The 19,322-nt window shown below is 47.5% G+C and carries 19 protein-coding genes and 1 riboswitch; of the genes, 3 read left to right on the plus strand and 16 right to left on the minus strand.

All coding sequences use genetic code 11. From position 1 onward, the window contains the following. From ACYVD3_RS10565 to ACYVD3_RS10575, 3 genes are read right to left on the minus strand one after another with little or no spacing between them, the layout of a single operon-like run. Positions 1–870, minus strand: a complete 870-nt coding sequence (locus tag ACYVD3_RS10565; protein ID WP_460642476.1) for an ABC transporter permease — start codon at positions 868–870, stop codon at positions 1–3. Between the two features lie 4 nt (positions 871–874). Continuing rightward, complete coding sequence (nikB, locus tag ACYVD3_RS10570; protein ID WP_460642477.1) at positions 875–1,810, minus strand: nickel ABC transporter permease; 936 nt, start codon at positions 1,808–1,810, stop codon at positions 875–877. 13 nt (positions 1,811–1,823) lie between these two features. Next, the gene (locus ACYVD3_RS10575; RefSeq protein ID WP_460642478.1) at positions 1,824–3,362 is read right to left on the minus strand and encodes an ABC transporter substrate-binding protein; all 1,539 of its coding nucleotides are present in this window, start codon (positions 3,360–3,362) and stop codon (positions 1,824–1,826) included. Positions 3,363–3,566: 204 nt separating this feature from the next. Here ACYVD3_RS10575 and ACYVD3_RS10580 point away from each other — a divergent pair, with 204 nt between their 5' ends. From ACYVD3_RS10580 to ACYVD3_RS10590, 3 genes are all read left to right on the plus strand, one after another. Then, positions 3,567–4,265 carry a response regulator transcription factor gene (locus ACYVD3_RS10580; protein WP_460642479.1) on the plus strand — a complete coding sequence of 233 codons (699 nt, stop codon included), beginning with the start codon at positions 3,567–3,569 and terminating at the stop codon, positions 4,263–4,265. A 4-nt stretch (positions 4,266–4,269) separates the two neighbouring features. After that, positions 4,270–5,757 (plus strand): sensor histidine kinase, encoded by a 1,488-nt coding sequence (locus tag ACYVD3_RS10585; protein WP_460642480.1) that lies wholly within the window; start codon positions 4,270–4,272, stop codon positions 5,755–5,757. 416 nt (positions 5,758–6,173) lie between these two features. Then, on the plus strand, positions 6,174–6,500 hold the full coding sequence (locus ACYVD3_RS10590) for a type II toxin-antitoxin system Phd/YefM family antitoxin (protein WP_460642481.1): 327 nt from the start codon (positions 6,174–6,176) through the stop codon (positions 6,498–6,500). Positions 6,501–6,627: 127 nt separating this feature from the next. Here the strand turns inward: ACYVD3_RS10590 and ACYVD3_RS10595 are convergent, their stop codons facing one another. The 13 genes from ACYVD3_RS10595 to ACYVD3_RS10655 all read right to left on the minus strand — a co-directional run bounded on the left by ACYVD3_RS10595 (position 6,628) and on the right by ACYVD3_RS10655 (position 19,243). Beyond that, entirely contained in the window at positions 6,628–7,371 is a 744-nt protein-coding gene (locus ACYVD3_RS10595) for an ABC transporter ATP-binding protein (RefSeq protein WP_460642482.1), read from the minus strand. 106 nt (positions 7,372–7,477) lie between these two features. Further along, entirely contained in the window at positions 7,478–8,491 is a 1,014-nt protein-coding gene (locus ACYVD3_RS10600) for an ABC transporter substrate-binding protein (protein ID WP_460642483.1), read from the minus strand. Positions 8,492–8,849: 358 nt separating this feature from the next. Next, the gene (locus ACYVD3_RS10605) at positions 8,850–9,608 is read right to left on the minus strand and encodes an ABC transporter permease (RefSeq protein WP_460642484.1); all 759 of its coding nucleotides are present in this window, start codon (positions 9,606–9,608) and stop codon (positions 8,850–8,852) included. Beyond that, complete coding sequence (locus ACYVD3_RS10610) at positions 9,577–9,873, minus strand: thiamine-binding protein (protein WP_460642485.1); 297 nt, start codon at positions 9,871–9,873, stop codon at positions 9,577–9,579. Before ACYVD3_RS10610 ends, ACYVD3_RS10605 begins: the two co-directional genes overlap by 32 nt. Before the next feature lie 157 nt (positions 9,874–10,030). Next, a riboswitch (TPP riboswitch) is annotated at positions 10,031–10,142 on the minus strand. Positions 10,143–10,187: 45 nt separating this feature from the next. After that, positions 10,188–12,263 (minus strand): heavy metal translocating P-type ATPase, encoded by a 2,076-nt coding sequence (locus tag ACYVD3_RS10615; RefSeq protein ID WP_460642486.1) that lies wholly within the window; start codon positions 12,261–12,263, stop codon positions 10,188–10,190. Positions 12,264–12,333: 70 nt separating this feature from the next. Beyond that, positions 12,334–12,627, minus strand: a complete 294-nt coding sequence (locus ACYVD3_RS10620) for a DUF6110 family protein (protein ID WP_460642487.1) — start codon at positions 12,625–12,627, stop codon at positions 12,334–12,336. A gap of 104 nt (positions 12,628–12,731) precedes the next feature. Then, entirely contained in the window at positions 12,732–13,346 is a 615-nt protein-coding gene (locus ACYVD3_RS10625) for an HD-GYP domain-containing protein (RefSeq protein WP_460642488.1), read from the minus strand. 44 nt (positions 13,347–13,390) lie between these two features. Next, complete coding sequence (locus tag ACYVD3_RS10630; protein WP_460642730.1) at positions 13,391–13,846, minus strand: transcriptional repressor; 456 nt, start codon at positions 13,844–13,846, stop codon at positions 13,391–13,393. A 173-nt stretch (positions 13,847–14,019) separates the two neighbouring features. Further along, positions 14,020–14,157, minus strand: coding sequence for a FeoB-associated Cys-rich membrane protein (locus ACYVD3_RS10635; protein WP_460642489.1), 138 nt, complete (start codon positions 14,155–14,157; stop codon positions 14,020–14,022). A gap of 62 nt (positions 14,158–14,219) precedes the next feature. Next, entirely contained in the window at positions 14,220–16,403 is a 2,184-nt protein-coding gene (gene feoB, locus ACYVD3_RS10640; protein ID WP_460642490.1) for a ferrous iron transport protein B, read from the minus strand. Positions 16,404–16,474: 71 nt separating this feature from the next. Then, positions 16,475–16,693 (minus strand): FeoA family protein, encoded by a 219-nt coding sequence (locus tag ACYVD3_RS10645; protein ID WP_460642491.1) that lies wholly within the window; start codon positions 16,691–16,693, stop codon positions 16,475–16,477. A 16-nt stretch (positions 16,694–16,709) separates the two neighbouring features. Continuing rightward, a complete protein-coding gene (locus ACYVD3_RS10650) occupies positions 16,710–16,925 on the minus strand; it encodes a FeoA family protein (RefSeq protein ID WP_460642492.1) in 216 nt (71 codons plus the stop codon). 257 nt (positions 16,926–17,182) lie between these two features. Beyond that, positions 17,183–19,243 (minus strand): M13 family metallopeptidase, encoded by a 2,061-nt coding sequence (locus ACYVD3_RS10655; RefSeq protein WP_460642493.1) that lies wholly within the window; start codon positions 19,241–19,243, stop codon positions 17,183–17,185. Positions 19,244–19,322: the final 79 nt, after the last annotated feature.

Below are 19,322 nucleotides of genomic sequence, written 5' to 3' on the forward strand. Positions count from 1 at the left end.
CTACTTTTTCAGTTTTGGATCCAGCGCATCCCGCAGCCCGTCGCCTAAAAGATTTAAAGCCAGTACCGTTAACATGATGGCAAGTCCCGGTATTACGCAGATATAACTGGAATTTCGGATAAAGTTACGTCCCTCGGAAAGCATTGCCCCCCATTCCGGTGCCGGGCTTGGAATGCCAATACCCAGGAAGCTTAAGGAAGAGGCAGCTATGATGGTAGTGCCGATGGAAAGGGTAATCTGAACAATGATGGGGGAAAGACAGTTGGGAAGGATGTGCTTTGCAATAACCTTCCAGGTGGGAAGCCCCATAGCGTAGGCTGCCTCCACATATTCCTGTCCCCGGATGGTCATAACGGAAGCACGGGCGATTCTTGTGAATGCCGTTGCAACCGTCACACACAGAGCCAGCAACAAATTCACCGTGTTGGTTCCGAACAAGGACACAATAACAACTGCAATCATAATATTCGGCACTGCATACAGGATATCGTTTGTTCTCATAACCACCTGATCGATCATGCCGCCATAGTATCCGGCTAAAGCGCCGCAGATCACACCAACCACCAGACCGATGACCACGCTGCCCACACCAATTACCAGGCTGTAGCGGGCTCCGTACAAAACTCTGGCGAAAATGTCACGTCCCAGGTTGTCAGTGCCAAACCAGTGCTGAGCATTGGCCGGCTGAAGCTTTAATGCGGGGTTAATCCCAATCACTTCCGTGTCATAATCGAAGATAAAACCGCTGGCAATGGCTACTGCAACCAGCAGCACCAGAAAACCCAGACCGATCATGGCACCTTTGTTTTTCTTAAGCCGCCTCCAGACCTCCTGGGTCTGTGAACGGCTTTTTACAGTCTCTGCTGCCATGATATCACCTCTTTTTTATATACTGCGCCTTGATTCGCGGGTCAAAGAATGCATATACCACGTCCACCAGCACGTTTACGATACTCATGAGGACGCAGGACATGATAATCGCCCCGGTTACCATCGGCGTGTCGCGTTTGGAAATAGAATCAAAAATCAACCTTCCCACTCCCGGCCATGCAAATACAGTCTCAGCCAGTACGGATCCGGTCAAAACGTTGCTGAGCTGCATCCCGACTACGGTGATAATCGGGATCAGGGCATTTTTCAAACCGTGACGGAGAATCACCCGTTTCTCATCCGCCCCCTTAGCCCTGGCAGTGCGCATATAATCCTGACGAAGCACATCCAGCATAGAAGAACGTGTGGTCCGGGTAATCAGTGCGGCAAGTCCCATGCCAACTGTCACGGCAGGAAGGACCAGGGATAACGGACCGTTACGGCCGCTGGATGGCAGCCAGCCCAGCTTTAGTGAAAACAAAAGCATGAGCATGAGCCCAAGCCAGAAGTTGGGCATGGAAACACCGAAAAGTGCAAATACCATCCCAAGATTATCCTTCCAGGTATTCTGGCGTATGGCAGTATAAATGCCAAGGGGAATGGCGATCAGCACTGACACGAAAACAGAGGCACAGGCCAGCTCCATGGTGGCTGGCAGTCTTTGTATGTAAGCCTGGAAAACATCCTTTTTGGTTACATAGGAGGTGCCCAGATCGCCCTTTAGCATCCCGCCCATGTACTTAAAATAACGAATAACAAAGGGGTCATTAAGCCCCAGCTCTTCTCGGATCATCTCGATCTGGGCCTCCGACGCATTGTCAGGGGCCAGAGCGAGGACCGGATCTCCTCCTGTCATGTTCATAGCGGAGTAGATCAGAAACGACGTTATCAGGATCACCGGGATCATGAGAAGCAGTCTGTTCAGTAAATATCGTCCCATAAGCAAACCTCTTCTATTCTGTCACGTAAGCGAATCTCCAATCGTGGTTTCCGCCGCCATATAGGTAGGTGTCCTGCAGATTCTTATTGTAGGCAATGATTAAGTTCTTAATGTACAGCGGGACCTGCGGGACTGCCTCAACCAGGTATTTCTGCAGCTCTTTGGAGTATTCCAGGCGCTTATCCGGATCTTTTTCAGTCAGAATTAAGTCGGTCAGTTCATCAGCCCTCGGATCGGAGTAGTGATGATAATTGCTGCCGGAGCCAGTGTAATATAAGTCACGAAATACGAAATCAACCTTGCTGTCCTCGTTCCATCTCCACAAATACAGGCCTTGGGTACCATTTACACACTCGGTCTTCAGTGTAGCCGGCTCTACGGTCTGGATTTCGATATCCATACCGATACCTTTCAAGTTCGCCTGAATCAACTGAGCTACCTGTCCGTAATCGCTCTCATTGGAGATAAGTAATGGAATTTTTCCGCCTGGGGTATAGCCGCTCTCTGCCAATGCCGCTTTTGCTGCATCCACATCATAGGGATACCCTTCCATGTCATCAAAAAAGCTCCACAGGCCACGGTTTAAAATGGTAGTCTGAGGCTGTCCCTTACCCATCAAAACCACATCAATGATAGAATCGGAGTCAATCGCATGTGCTACCGCCTGTCTTACTTTTAAGTCGTCCCACGGAGCCTGGGTTACGTTGAAGCCAAGATAGAACAGACGGGTACCGGGTCTCTCAAATACGGTTACATTTTCATCAGCTTCCAGATCCGGCAGGTTGTCCATGGACGGATCGATACAGACATCAATTTCACCGTTTTGAAGGGCAATGGCCCTGGTAGAAGCTTCCTTGATCGGACGGAAGGTAATGCGGTTGGAGCCCCCTTTCTTGTCCCCCCAGTAGTTTTCATTTCTTACGAAGGTTACTTGCTCATCTGGTTCCCACTTATCCAGTTTGTACGGACCGGAACCGATCAGGTAGGGCTCGTCCATACCGCTCTCATAAGCTGCCTTGGACTGAATACTCACCGGAACAGAGGCAAGAGACTGTAAGAACTCATTTGAGTAGCTGTCAATAACCAACTCCACGGTCAGTGAGTCGATAACATTGACTTCAACAAGTCCCTTTAATACGCTGAGCTCATTTTGAAGGCCCATATCATAAGTGAACTTAACGTCCTCCGCAGTCAGCGGGGAGCCATCGGAAAAGCACATGTTATCATATAGTTTGAACTCGATGTGGGTGTCGTCCTTGAACTCCCAGCCGGTGCACAGACGCGGCTCAATCGTGCCTTCATTTGTGAAGAAAATCAGAGTTTCGTGAGTGAGCTTCAATACAATGTTGTTGGTAGCATCCTGTTGTTTCTGTAAATCCAGGTTGTTGATATCAGCGGCGGTCCCGATAATCAGTTCCTCTTTGCGGGCAGAGGTACCGGCCTCAGACTTGGCCTGGCTCTCTACCTTGCTGGTATTGGCGCTTCCTCCGCAGCCCGACAGAACAAACATTGTAAGACTTGCAGTAAACAGTAACTTAATCCATTTTTTCATTTTTCCCTCCTGTTACTCCTTATACATATGTGTATATTCTACAAAATTTTATCACATATGTTGATTTTATTGTTAACTTTATAATAAAATAAATTTATGGCAATCATGTGGCATTTTACGTTCAAATTTGTGAACTTTATGTCAAAAATGACATGAAAAAGCCATAAATTCATATTATAGTGGTAATAGAAAGAGAGGTACATAATGACAACAATACTGATCTGTGACGATAACCGGCAACTTGTTTCCGTGCTGACCGAGTACTGTGTCAAGGAGGGTTACACAGTACACAAAGCTCATGATGGACAGCAGGCCCTTGAAATATATGAAAGAGAGGATATCGATCTGGTACTTTTGGATATTATGATGCCGGTCAAGGATGGATTCCAAGTGTGCCGGCAGATTCGCAGCAGCTCCACCATCCCCATTATCATGATCACGGCACGGGGAGAGGACTTTGAGAAGATCATGGGACTGGATATCGGTGCCGACGATTATATTGTGAAGCCCTTTTCCCCGGGCGAGGTGATGGCCAGGATACGTGCCATTATGCGGCGTATGGATCAGGCTTCGGGAAATCTGCAACAGAAGCAGTTATTCATGTATGACAATTTAAAGATCTCGCTGGACAACCTTACGGTGACGGTAAATGAATGCCCTGTCAACCTGACAAAGAAGGAGATTGAACTTCTCTGGCTGATGGCTACCCACCGTAACAGGGTATATACCCGTAACAATCTGTTGGATCTGGTGTGGGGCGTGGATTATTTTGGCGACCCACGCACCATAGACACCCATATCAAGCGGCTCCGCTACAAGCTGTCTGACTTAAGCCACCCCAACTGGCAGATCAAGACGGTCTGGGGCTCCGGCTATAAATTTGAGATCAGGCAGGATCGGTGATAAAATGAAACGGAAACTAACCGCGCAGATCCTTCTCTATTTTACCGCAGCACTTGTTCTGATGTGCAGTACGGTAGGAGGGATTTTTCTGATTATTTATACCAGAACTACAGTGCTTAACTATCGGTCAGGCTTCATACAGAAAACAGAGGCAATCGCTCACTCTCTATGCGTGTATTTTGAGCAGGAGATACCGGAGTCTTATCCGATTGAGGAGGGGCTTAAAGAGCAGATGAAGCAGAACAACTTGAGACTTGGTATTTATCTGGATTTCATGGACAACATTGCCTTAAGCAACCTTTGGATCGTGGACAGCGCCACACAGACGATCCACGTGGAATTTGGCAAATATAATATTACCTATTCCTCCATCCCTGCAGAAGCGAGAACTCTCATTGATTTGGCCATGAAGGGAGAAACCTCCGTCAGCGAACGGTGGTCTGATAGAATGCTGGAAAAAAACTTCATTATTGCTTCACCAGTGAAGTTCTCTGATGGCAGGACTGTGGCAGTGGTGGTCATCCATGCCCGCACCGGCGACATGTTTTCCACAATTATGGAAGCTGGCTGGGTGCTGGCCGGGAGTATGCTCATCGCGCTGCTGGTGCTGATCGTTCCGTGTCTGATGTTCTCACGTACCATTGTAAATCCGCTGAAATGTATGGTAGAAATTACCGTAAGGATGACCAAAGGAGATTATACGGCAAAGACCGGAGTGAAACGCCAGGACGAGCTTGGAATCCTTGCCAATAATATCGACATACTTTCTGTACGGCTTAAAGAAGCAGACCGGCAGCAGGCGGAGCTGGAACAATTGCGCAAGACCTATATTTCTAATATTTCCCATGAATTACGTACCCCGGTGGCGGTGATCCGCAGTTCTCTGGAAGCACTCTGTGATGGGATTGTGACAGGCCAGGAGCTGGTGCAGGAATACTATAAGGAGATGCTTGCAGAGAGCGTTCACATGAATCGGATGGTCAATGACCTTTTGGAACTGTCCCGATTGCAAAATCCCAGCTATCATATAGAAAAGCAGCAGATTGACTTTATGATGGTTGTAGAGGATGCGGTCCGGACCTTAAGGCACATCGCACAAAATGCGGGGCATGTCATAGAACTGAATACACAAGACGGGGAAGTATTTCCTTTCTGCGGGGATTATGGCAGATTGCGCCAGATGCTGGTAACTGTGTTGGACAATGCCATCAAGTTTTCGCTGCCAGGAAAGCCAATCGGGGTGACGGTTACGATTGATGTCAACGGCTGCACTGCAATAATCAGCAACAGAGGTACCGGTATTCTAGAAAAGGACCTGCCTCATGTGTTTGAGGAGTATTATATGTCCATTGGCGAAACCAACCGGACCGGAACCGGTCTTGGTCTGGCAATTGGGAAACGGATTGCAGACCGCCATAACATCGGCATTGAGGTTACGTCAGTGCCTGGTGAGAAAACTTCTTTTATCTTCCGGATGCCCTGGCAGAGATAATTGTAGAGTTTACTAAACAAGTCTCTGGCTGCCTGCAGATAACAGCAGCATCTTCCCCATAGTATTATTTTCCAGACAAGGGGAAAAGGTATGATTTTTCCCTGTTGAACCGCCATGCCCGTACTGCCGGAGCAGACTATTTTTAAAGGCGCAAAAAATCCGCAGAGTATAATTTTTCTGCGGATTTTATTTATCCTTAATTCTTAGCTTTCCAGATATAAATGCATTGGATCAGACATGTAATTTGTAAGTGAACTACAAGCATTGGATCGAAAAGATTCAGAATTCCCCTCTTCTTAAAATTAGTTACAATCAAATGTAATTATAATTTATCTATAAATTTTCCAACACTCTATTGATAATCATTGTTTTTTCGCATATACTATTAGTAAGAATAGAGAAAGGAGGAATCGTAAATGGCTATCACTACCGATGTATTAAACAGTCTCATACCTATCACTCAATTTAACAAAGGGCAAGCTTCCAAAATTTTTGACCGGCTGCGCACAGAACGCCAGCTTGTTGTTTTAAAAAACAATGCTCCTTCTGCTGTGATTCTTTCACCAGAGGAATATGAACGCCTGGCTAAGATTGAAGAAGACTATCAGCTTCTGCTTCTTGCACAGGAACGTATTGCCAATGGCAGCATGGAACGCACAATAACTTTTAACGATGCAATGGCCGACCTTGGAATTTCTGAGACCGAGCTTGAGGAAGCGGAATCCGTATTGTCTACTCTATAAAAGAACGAAATAGTGTAATGACAATTATCGTTGTGTCCGTAAGAACTGATAATCAGGTATATCAAGAAGCTTCCTATCGCAGAACAAAACACGATCTATAGAAAGCATCCTTTCAGCCAGGTGCTGATCATATCCCTTCTAAATGCTTTAAAATCTCCCTCTTATATTCCAGAAATTCCTTTGAAATGTTAAAATCCTTTTCCCGCGGTTTTGATTCCTTTATGATGATTTCCTTTGTAATCCTGCCGGGAGATCCGGTCAGCATACAGACGCGGTCTGATAAAAGAATGGCTTCGTCAATGTCATGAGTGATAAAAAGAGTGGATAGATGAATGTCATCCATCACCTTTAAATACCATTCATGCACCCCTCGCTTGGTCATCATGTCAAGAGCGGAAAAGGGCTCATCAAGAAGAGCGATGCGATTTGAAAACAGATACGTCCTTAAAAGGGCTGCCCTCTGCCTCATACCGCCGGATAGCTGGGAAGGGTACTGTTTCTCCGTCCCCTCCAGGCCAAACATCTTAAAATATTCTCCCGCCTTTTTTCTGGCCTCTATTTTTTTCATGCCCTTAATAAGAAGAGGAAGGGCCACGTTATCCACGATGGTGCGGTAAGGCAGCAAAAGGTCCTTCTGCAGCATATAGCTGACAAGTCCCGGCTTTCCGGTGATCTCTTCTCCATCCAGATACACATGCCCCTCATCGGGCAGGGAAAGACCGGCAATGATGTGAAACAGGGTGGTTTTCCCCCCTCCGCTGACCCCCAGAAGGGATACCAGCTCCCCTTCCTTGAGCTCTAAGGATACTCCTTTTAAAACGGTCTTACTATCAAAGGATTTTGTTATGCCTTCCGCCTTTAACTGTGCCATGGGCCCTCCTGAAAGTTTTATTTCTGCAAGCAATAAGCCGGATGCAGGAATGAATCCATTACTGCATCTGGCCAATGGAAGCCGCAAAGGTCAAATCTCCTGCAGCTTACTGGGGCAGATAATCGTTTGTAAATCCGGTATTTTCCGGAAGCTGAGGATTTGAAAGGCCATTTTCATTCAGCCAGCCATAAAATCCGTTCCACCGGTCCGGGTCAATGTACCCCCATACATCCACGTCAGCCTGATACTTGTCCGCCAGATATTTCTGACTTTCCATCACCAGCTTTTCATCAAGCTCCGGCGCAGCCTTAAGTAAGATGCCGGCTGCTTCTTCCGGATCCTTTTGCGCGTCCTCATATCCTTTGCTTAAAGCGCTTAAAAAGGCCCTGGCAGTCTCCGGCTCTTCCTTTAGAAATTCATTTCCGGCTATAACCACCGGCGTATAATAATCAAACACCGGATTCAAATCTGCAAACTCAAAGTAATCCGTATCAAGGCCTTCCACTTCCATCTTTACGCCAGCCCATGCATAAAAGATCCATATGGCATCCACTGTTTTTGACTTTAACGCGGATACTTCATCTGTAACTGTGCTTGGAACCAACTGTACCTTGGAAAAGTCTCCTCCGTCAGCCTCTACCACGTCCTTGATCATAGCTTTTTCCACAGGAAGGTCCCAGGTGGCGTATTTCTTTCCTTCCATTCCTTTTGGAGATTCCATGCCCTCTCCTTTTCTGGAAATAATGCCGGAGGTGTTATGCTGGATAACCGCTGCCACTGCTGTAATGGGAAGGGAATTTTCCCCTACCAGAGCCGGAGCCATGGAGTCCTGGAAGGACATGCCAAACTGGGCTTTTCCTGAGGCCACCAACACCTCAGCCCCATCCTCTGGCGGCTGGACGATCTCCACCTCAAGTCCAGCTTCTTTAAAGTATCCTTTTTCCTCCGCCACATAAAGCCCGGTATGATTGGTATTGGGAGTCCAATCCAGAACAAAGGTCACCTTTTTCAAATTCGGTGTTTTTTCATTCACCGCCTGTTTTCCCTTTCCTGCACAGGCAGTAAGGGATGCGGCCAAGATTGCCGCCATAAAAATTATTAAACCTGTTTTTTTCACCATTTCCTCTTTCTCGCCCATGTTATTTGGGCATAAAGGTATACCCGCAGGGCATAAAGGATCCCTGGAAGGGGCTTCCTCCAATATTGTTGTATCACTGATTTGTATCCTAATGAATCAAACGAATATGCCCGCTTATCCAGCTTATTTATAAACCCATGGTCAAGCGGATATTCGCGATCCGCTCCGCTGCTTGCTCACAGCGCGCCCCGCTTCACCGGGCATAACCGAATAGCAGCTATGGCTGCTTGTCAAGTGGAGCTTGTACTCCACCTGACATAAGCAAGTCCTCACCACCACTTAATACTTTTCCATTTAAAGCAGTGGGACTTACTTGATTCGGTTAAAAAACGTTTTTCGTTCAATCTTCCCATGGCATGCATTTCTTTGAAAGCATGTCCACGCCTTTCATGAGAAGAAGACTGACAGCGGATATAAGAAATATGACTGCAAACATTTTATCAAAGGCAAAAGATTTTTTCACCCTGGTCATATAAACCCCCAGTCCGCCAAAGCCTCCCAGCCATTCGGAGATGACCGCTCCCACCACCGCGTAGGAGACGGATATCCTGAGGCTGGCAAAAAACTGCCCCATGGCTCCGGGAAGCTTGATGTAGCGGAATATTTTCATTTTTCCCGCCCCCATGGATCTTAAAAGGTTCACTGCATCGGGACTTACCGACTTAAACCCCGTAAGCAGGCCCATGGTAATGGGGAAAAAGGTGGTCAGCACGATCAGGATCACCTTGGGAGCCGTTCCATAGCCGAACCACAGCACCAGAAGAGGTGCAATGGCCACTGTGGGAACGGTCTGGGTCAGGACGATCAGGGGATAAAAGGCCTGGTAAAGTCCGGTAAAATGATCCATGATCACGGCGATCACAAAGCCGGTCCCCACTCCCAGAAACAGTCCTAAAAACGCCTCAAGAAGGGTGATTCCCCCATGGAAGGCCAGAACAGGAAATTCCGTTATAAAGGCTCTTCCAACGCTTATGGGAGAAGGAAGGAGATAACCGTCCACAAGGCCAAATGCCGTGATCCCCTGCCACAGGATCAAAAGCCCAAGAACCGCTGACCAGGACCAAAGCTTACTTGTGATGCTTTGATACTTTCTTTTCAATCGTCAGCACCTCTCCTTCCGGCCGGTAGGTGACTTTGATGTAAGCGGCAACAGAGGGAGCCCCTGCCTTGATGGCAATGTGCTGACATTCCTTAACAATGTCCATCAGCTCATCATAATCCCCTTCAATGGCAGTTTCAAAAGGCCCTACATAATAGTTTAGTCCGGTATTCCTGATATAATCGATCACCTGGTCAACGATGCGGATCAGCTCCTCATCATTCTTTGCCTCCGGCAGTGTCTGGATCGCTACGCTTGCGTTCATGTCTTTTCTCTCCTTTTTGTGTGATGGTATAAACTAAGGAAAACCTACTTTGCGGTTTTTTCTTAGTTATGGCGGCATTCACCGAATGAATATGCAGGCATATTTACCCGGCTCATTGGTTGCGCAAAAAACCCGCCCGGATATCCGGGCGGGTGAACAGGCTTAGCCTGAAAGCTTCCTACGCTGGCATTATCCAGATCAGGTTACAGGGTTTAAGGCAATTCTGCTTTATCTCAGCCGGACTTTCTCCAGCACCCCTTTGAGTTTTCATTGCAAGTATACATCAGGGAGACGGGAATGTCAATCCCGGCTTCCTAGGACAGCAGATTCTGCATGCTGCTGAGGCTGATCCCCAGGGTGGACGTATTATGAAGCAGCGCCGAGACCGTGGGAGACATGACCCCTCCGGCTCCCAGAAGGATAAGGACCGTATTAAAGCCAACAATGCTCCGGTAATTTTTATGGATCCGCTTCATCAGGCTGTCGCTTAACAGCTTCAGGGTAACGATTTCATAAAGATTGTCCGCCGCAATGGTAATATCCGCAATCTCCCTGGCGATCTCTGCGCCGTCACTGACGGCGATCCCCACATCAGCCGCGGAAAGGGCAGGTGAATCGTTGATCCCGTCCCCCACCATAATGACCACATTCCCTGACGCCTTTTCCCTCTCTATAAAACGGGCTTTTTCCTCAGGCAGTACCTCCGAATAATATTCATCTACCCCTACTTTGGCGGCAACCGCCGCTGCAGTCCGTTCGCTGTCTCCTGTCATCATAACCGTTTTACGGATTCCTGCCTTTTTAAGGGAATTCACCACTGCCGCAGCTTCTTCCCGAAGGGGATCTTCAATGCAGATCACGGCCGAAAGCTTCTGGTCCACGGCAAGGTAAAGGTGGGAACAATCCGGCGGCAGGCTTTCGAATTTCTCCCGGTAAGCATCTTCCACCTTGCAGCCTTCATCCTCAAAGATAAAATGATAGCTTCCGATGACCACTTTCCTGTTGTTTATGGACGAGGCAATGCCGTGAGCCACAATGTATTCCACCTTGGAGTGCATTTCCTCGTGCTCCAGCCCCTGGTTGTTGGCCGCCGTCACCACTGCCTTTGCCATGGAGTGAGGGAAATGCTCTTCCAGGCAGGCTGCAATGCGAAGCATTTCTTCCGGCCTCTCTTCTCCAAAGGTCACCACTTCCTCTACTGTTGGCCTTGCCTTTGTAAGAGTTCCTGTCTTGTCAAAGACAATGGTCACAGCCTCTGACACTGCCTCTAAATATTTGCCTCCCTTAACGGTTATGTGGTACATGCCCGCCTCCCTTATGGCAGAAAGGACGGAAATGGGCATGGCAAGCTTTAATGCACAGGAAAAGTCCACCATCAGCACGGAAAGGGCCCGCGTCACATTACCGGTAAACAGCCAGGTAAGGCCCGTACCCATAAGGGTATAGGGCACCAGCTTATCAGCCAGATGGCTGGCCTTGCTTTCCATAGAAGATTTCAGCTTTTCCGATTCCTCGATCATGGTAACGATCTTTTCAAACCGGGTGGAACCGGAAACTTCCCGGACCTTGATGGTCAGTTCTCCTTCCTCCACCACTGTCCCGGCATACACATATCCGCCTGCTTCCTTTTTCACTGGAAGGGCTTCTCCCGTCAAAGACGCCTGATTTACCATGGCTTCTCCGGAAACGACGGCCCCGTCAAAGGGGATGACATTTCCCAGGTGCACCACCACCTCATCCCCAGGTTCAACGGAGGAGGCTTCTACCAGAACTTCCTGGCTGCCGCTTAAAAGCCAGACCCGGCTGACATTTAAGGACATGCTCCGGGCTAAATCCCCAACGGATTTCTTATGGGTCCACTCTTCAAGAAGTTCTCCGATCCCAAGTAAGAACATGACAGAACCTGCTGTCTCCAATTCCCCCCGCAGTACGGATACGCCGATGGCTACAGCATCTAAGACCGCAACTTCAAGCCTCCTCTTCAATAGACACTTGATCCCCCTGACAAGGTATTTCATGGACTGGAATCCTATATGGAAAGTCCTTAAGGGTCCCGGAAGGAAAAGCTTCCTTACCGTCCGCAGCACCACCCTGCCCACAAGCTTCTCCTGATACTTAGCATTCAGCTCACGCCCGGAATGCTCGATCACCCCGGCAGGCACCTGGACAGACTCATATTGAAAGCATTTCAGGGCTTCCAGAATTTCTTCCCTGCTTCCAACGTAGCAAATGGCCGCATCGGCGGTGCGCTCATAGACTTTAACCCCGGTCACATTCTTCAGACTATGGAGGTAGTACAATAGAGTATCGGCTTCCCCGCAGGTCATCTGCGGCTGGGAAAGGCGGATCCGGAGCCTGCCGGATATTTCATGTTTGATAATAAACTTCACGTCTGGTCCTCCCTATAGAAAACGGGGCCGTTCTCTCTTTTGGCCCCGCTCTCTCCTTTTCATTTGTCGTCTAATGCTCCTTGCCGCTGCCATCCTCTGCTGTCTCCGGCTCCTGAACAGCCTCAGCTTCCTTAGCCGCCCGATCTTCATTGATCTGCTTTGCCTCGGCAAGGATATCCTCTGCATTCTCCTGAACCAAGGTGGCCGTCTTCATAACGCAATCCTTTGCCCGTAAAACGGCTGCGGTGCAATTAGTATAGACCTTCTTCGCATCCTTACTGGAAAGAAGCTTGACTCCTGCTGTTCCAAAGAGCACACCTCCGGCAAAGATCCCAGCCTTTTTAAGCTTAAAAATATCCCACATCTTTCGTATCCTCCTCTGTATATCCAGATTTATCCTTTTATAGTGAAATCATATCAGGCATATTTTCACCAGTCAAACACAATTCCGTCTATTGATAAATTTTATCATTTTCCCGCCGTTCCGGTCACCTGTTCCCAATGCTTTAATGCCAATGCCCCTATTACCGGATCGTACATCACTCCTAGATTCTTTTCGATTTCTTCATAGCAGTGTTCCATGGAATAAGCCTTACGGTATCCCCGGTCTGATGTCATGGCATCAATGGAATCACAGATGGCTATGATCCTGGCTCCCAGAGGGATTTCCTCTCCTTTCAGCCCTTCCGGATATCCCTTTCCGTCAAAGCGTTCATGGTGATACAGGACAATATCCTTCAGTTCCTTTAAATGACGGGATTTGCTTAAAATATCAGCCCCTATCCTGGGATGTTTTTTCATAGCCACCCACTCTTCCTCAGAAAGCTTTTCCGGTTTGTTTAAAACAGAATCCGGAATTCCAATCTTCCCGATGTCATGAAGGTGGGCGGCTATATGTATTTTTTCTATCTCATCTTTATCAAGCCTTAAAAACTCCGAAAGGGCCAGCGCCATATCGCTCACCCTTTGGAAATGCCCCGCGGTATAGGGGTCTTTGGCATCCAATGCGCTTACAATGCATTGGATGATCTCATGGTAATCCACTCCGCCTGTGCATAATTTAAATTCCGGTCCGCTATCCATAGTTACTATACTCGCTTCTTTAGTTAGTTCATGCTAACTCCATATTAAATGCAATCAGCGTTCTCACATTCACAGGGTTTTACTATAATAGAAGATATTTTCCGGCCCTCCAGATATCCGCAGGCAGTAAGGCCGGCCTGAACCACCTGATTCCAGTTCTTGGCGGAAAGCTGATAAGTAGTTTCATCGTCTAAAACCACCGTACATGCCTCCTCCATGGGACAAGTTTCGGAATAAACGATCTTATACATGTTCTTCCGGCTGATAGCTCCGATTTCTTCCAGGACATTGACCATCCGGTAGACGGTGGCAGCGCCTATGGACTCATCCACGCCTGATGCCTTATAATAAATCTCCTTGCAACTGGAACATTCATGCTCTAATATGATATCCAGCAGCGTACAGCGCTGCTTTGTGATCCTGCATCCTTTTTCCTTCAACTTCTCAATGATCAGCTCTTTCTGCATTTTTGTCCTGTGATAGCTTCTGGCGTCAGGCATTTTTCTTTTCTCATTGATGTTCGTTTGTTTCTCCACTTGCGCGCCTCCGTTTACAGGTATTTTTAAGGCTTAAACAGCTCTTTCCTTATTATTGCCTACGCTTTTGGGCAGGGCCCACCCCACTTTAAGGGTGTAAAGGGATACCCGAAGGGTGTTTCCTTCTGCTGCCTCACTTAATGGCAATGTCCTCCGCAATTCTTGCATTCTCCGCCGCACTGAATGGATTTCCCGTTCTTTTTGTCACGGATCATACTTTTTACTGCCAATGTCACCAGTCCGGCGACAACGATTAAAACAACCAGTGTTCCCATAAAGTACCTCCTTATATTTTGAGCCTGCAGGTAAGGTGCAGGCTCCCAGCTATGGCCGGAGCTTATTTAGCTCCTGCCACGCTGCTTAAATGAATGTTTGATGTTTTTTCTTCCTTTGACGGTCTTACCAGGAGGTAAATAAATCCTGCGACCAGAGCAAAAGCAACCACTGTAAAGATTCCAAAACTGCCTGTAGACACCAGATTTCCGATCTGGTAAACGCAAAGGGATACCACATAAGCCAGGAGGGTCTGATATCCAACAGCAAACCAGAACCATTTGGCATTGTTCATCTCTCTCTTGATGGCGCCCATGGCAGCAAAGCACGGAGCGCAAAGAAGATTGAATACCAGGAAGGAATATGCTGCTAAAGGAGTCATGTTGGTTGCAAGTGTTCCCCATATTTCAGATCCATCTTCTGCAACTTCCGCAAAACCGAACAGAATACCAAAGGTTCCTACTACGTTTTCTTTGGCTATCAGCCCGGTAATTGCTGCAACCGCAGATTTCCAGTCACCCCAGCCAAGAGGTGCGAAGATCCAACTGATTGTGCCTCCAACTGCTGCCAGGATACTGTGGTCAAGTTCCAAAGCGTCCAACATTCTGAACTCGCCGTCAACCCAGCCAAAGAATGAAGTAAACCAAACAAAGATAGTTGCCAGAAGAATGATGGTACCTGCCTTTTTAATAAAGGACCAGCCACGTTCCCACATGCTTCTTAAAATATTTATAACGGTTGGCATATGGTATGCCGGAAGCTCCATAACAAAGGGAGCCGGATCTCCTGCAAACATTTTTGTCTTCTTTAAAATAATTCCTGAGCAAACGATGGCTGCTATTCCTACAAAGTAAGCACTTGGAGCCACCCAGGATGCTCCGCCAAACAATGCACCTGCAATCAAAGCGATGATGGGAAGCTTTGCCCCGCAGGGAATGAAGGTAGTTGTCATAATAGTCATCTTACGGTCACGGTCATTTTCAATGGTACGGGAAGCCATGATTCCAGGCACACCGCAGCCGCTTCCGATTAACATCGGGATAAAGGATTTACCGGAAAGACCAAACCGGCGGAAAATACGGTCCATGATGAAAGCAACTCTCGCCATGTAGCCGCAAGCCTCTAAAAATGCCAGGAAGATGAAAAGTACCAGCATCTGAGGTACGAAACCAAGAACAGCGCCCACACCGGCTACGATTCCGTCAAGAATCAGTCCCTGGAGCCAATCTGCACAGCCTACGGCTGTTAAAATGCCTTCCATAACAACCGGTACACCGGGAATGTTTAAACCAAAGAAGCTGAAGCCTTCACCGAACACACCGTCATTGGCCCAGTCAGTAGCCCAGGTTCCAACGGTTGTAACAGAAACATAATATACAATGTACATAACCAGAGCAAAGATAGGCAGAGCCAGGAAGCGGTTTGTTACGATCCGGTCAATTTTATCGGAAACAGTCAGTTTTTCCACCTTGTTGCGGGTAAAACACTCATGAATGATGGATGAAATATATACGTAACGCTCATTGGTGATAATGCTTTCTGTATCATCATCCATTTCTTTCTCGATCCGGCTGATCTCTTCTGATACATCCGGCACATGTTTCATCTGGGCCTGGATCTTATTGTCCTTTTCCAGAAGCTTGATGGCAAAGAAGCGCTTCTGATCTTCCGGAATCTCATTCCCCAGCTTATCTTCAATAGAATCCAGAACAGATTCCACTTCCAACGCAAATTTATGGACTGGGACCGCATTCCTTTTCTGATTTGCCAGAGCTACGGCCCTTTTTGCCGCCTCCTGGATTCCGGTTCCCTTTAATGCAGAAATCTCCACTACCTCGCAGCCCAGCTTCTGGCTCAGCTTTTGAATATGTATCTTGTCTCCGTTTTTCTCAACAATATCCATCATGTTGACCGCCATGATCACCGGGATACCCAGTTCCATAAGCTGAGTTGACAAGTATAAGTTACGCTCTATATTGGTTCCATCTACAATATTCAAAATCGCATCCGGCCGCTCTGTGATCAGATAATTTCTGGCCACCACTTCTTCCAGGGTATAGGGAGAAAGAGAATAAATGCCGGGAAGGTCCATGATGATCACATCCTTATGGCCTTTCAGCTTTCCTTCCTTCTTCTCTACTGTTACGCCCGGCCAGTTCCCCACAAACTGATTGGATCCCGTAAGCGCGTTAAACAGCGTTGTCTTTCCGCAGTTCGGATTACCTGCTAATGCAATCTTAATTGACATACTCTACCTCTTTCTGCCTGTCAGCATCTAATTTATCCGGTATTAGTCATACCTAACTCATTTGCAAAAAATCACTCTACAAGAATCATTTCTGCATCCGCTTTCCGCAGGGACAATTCATAGCCTCTTACAGTCACTTCAAGCGGGTCCCCAAGGGGAGCTACCTTTCTCACAAAAACATCCACTCCTTTTGTGATGCCCATGTCCATGATCCGTCTCTTGACAGGACCTTCCCCAGTGAGCTTTGTTACCTTAACTGTTTTTCCGCATGGAACTTCCTTTAATGTCATTGTCTTTTCTCCTTCTCTATTCCACCAGGATCTTATTGGCCATATCCTTCCCAATCGCCACTCTGGAATCCTTTACATTTACAATCATATTTCCGCCCATTTCAGAAACAACAGTCACGATTCCTCCGGATACAAAGCCAAGATTCTCCAAAAAGCGTCTTGTTTCTTCCTTGCCGCCCACCCTTCGGATTACGTTGGGTTCCCCTGTCTTCACCATTGTCAAAGGCATCATCCATCATCTTCTTTCTTTTTATTATTCTTGCATTTCAGGCAGGACCGCCCGGTTTTACCGGGAATAAAGGGATACCTGTAAGGCATTTCTTTGTTGTTATTAATGAGAATCATTCCCATTACTCAAAAGTTAGTATACACTAACCTACGGCAGTTGTCAAGTTTTTTATTAAATCTTTCTGTCGATAATATAAAAAATTTAAAAAACCATGACATGTAGGAAACCTTCCAGACATGTCATGGCTTTCTCTTATGGTTTTACCAGATTTTCACACGCTTTTGAGGAGCCACGTACATGGGGTCTCCCTCTTTTATTTCAGGATAAGCCTTATAAAAGGCATCGGTGGAGCTGAGAACTGCATTGACCCTTACCCTGGCAGGGGAATGGACATCAGTGTTCAGCCTTTTGATCATGGTCTCCGGGGTATACTTGGCCGCCCATATGGTGGCATACTGCTTAAAGACCTGTCTTAAACCATCCACATCATCTCCTACAATGGACGTAATGCAGGCCATGGAACCCAGATCCGCGATATTCTCATTTAAAGTCTGAGCCCCGTTTACCATACGTCCCTCATATCCTTCCTGCCCGTCATAATAAACCACCGCCTGGTCCGCCAGCGCTTTGAATTTTTCTCTGTCCTCATTGGTCCACCACACATGGTAATTCCCCTTTTCGTCGTAAAGGGACCCGGAGGAATCAAAAGCATGGCTGACTTCATGGGCAATGACCGTTCCGATTCCTCCCAGATTGGAGGCAGGTTCAGCGGCAGGATCATAAAAAGGCGCCTGCAAAATGCCAGCCGGGAATACGATCTCATTGCCCGTTGGATTGTAATAGGCATTGACCGTCTGAGGCGTCATGCCCCATTCCGTTTTATCCACCGGTTTGCGGACCTTTTCCCTGTTCACATCAGTTTTGGCTTTTATAAGGGAAAGAATATTGTCGATTAAGTTTCCCCCTTGTTCCGCCGGTGTGACGGAGGCCTTTCCATAATCATCAGGCCACTTGTCCGGATATCCGATCTTAAGGGTCATGGTGTCCAGCTTTTTAAGGGCTTCCGCCTTTGTTTCCTCTCCCATCCAGCCAAGGGCCATGATCTGCTTTTTATAAGCCTCAAGGATCTGGTGGGCCATTTCCTGGATGGCCGCCTTATCTTCCTGTGAAAAACGCTTTTCCACATATAGCCTGCCGAATTCAAAACCAAGCATATTCTGGGTCATTTCACCGGCCAGCTTCTCGTCGGCCTTTCTCTCCTTAATGCCGTTCTGGGCATTATTCCAGTCCAGATAATTATCTCTGATTTCAGGAGTGAGATAAGGTGCAAAATCATTTACCAGACTGAAGATGGAATAATTCTTTAAAACAGGAAGATGATCCTCTGTCAGGTACCGGCCGATTTTTGCCATCTGTTCCTTCTGGGTCACCACAAAGGTGTCAACCCCTGTCAGCCCTGCTGACGCAAGATAAGAGTCCACGGTGCCTTCCGGAAGCAGTCCCCTTATTTCCTCCAGGGAATAAGGATTGTATATGATATCAGGGTCATTCTGCCGGCTTAAGGGAAGGGCGCTTTCAGCCAGGTCCTTTTGAAGGGCCAGGATCTCGGCGGCAGCTTTTTCTGCCTCTTCCTTACTCATGCCCGTATACTCCAGGGTTCTTGCCATATAGTCTTTGTACTGGTCCATCAGCTTTGCCTGGGTCTTATCTTCCAGGGTTTCCTTTCCCGGCCCTAAATCCGCCCCATCCACATACAGGGCGTACCGGCTGGAATCGCTCATATCTTCCATCCACTCTACCGTAATGATGCTGCTCACTCCCAGATCCTTATAGGCATTTCCAAGGCTTTTTAAATAATCATTGATGCCGGAAGCGTTTCTTATTTCATTCAGATAAGGCTCAAGCTGCCCAAAACCGGACTTTCTCCGGCCTTCCATATCCATGGCCGTTAAATACAGGTCCGCGATCTTCTGTTCCAGAGAATCAGGCTTTGCCTCCTTCCGGTTCTCTACCGCCTCATTCAGCACTTCATTAAGAACCTGGTAGGAATCCTTGTCCAACTGATAAAAATAGCTCCAACTGCTGGAATCCTTTGGTATCTCCGTCTGTGCCAGCAGATGCTGGTTTACATACTCATAGTAATCATCCTCCGGCCCCACACCGTCTGATGTTTCTCCTGAGCCGCTTTTTGCTTCTCCTGTAACGTTGGCTGGCTGGGCTGCCGTCTGTTCCGGCTGTGTCTCCTTGTTCTTCCCGCACCCGGATATGAGAAAAGACAGCATCATAATGGCTGCCAGACAGAAATTGATCCTGTTTTTCATATTGTCCCTCTCTTCTTTCTACAGGCTTTTTTACATCATAAAAAGGAAGCGGATCGCTCCACTTCCCCATCTGTTCTAC

The organism is Lacrimispora brassicae (assembly GCF_054772055.1).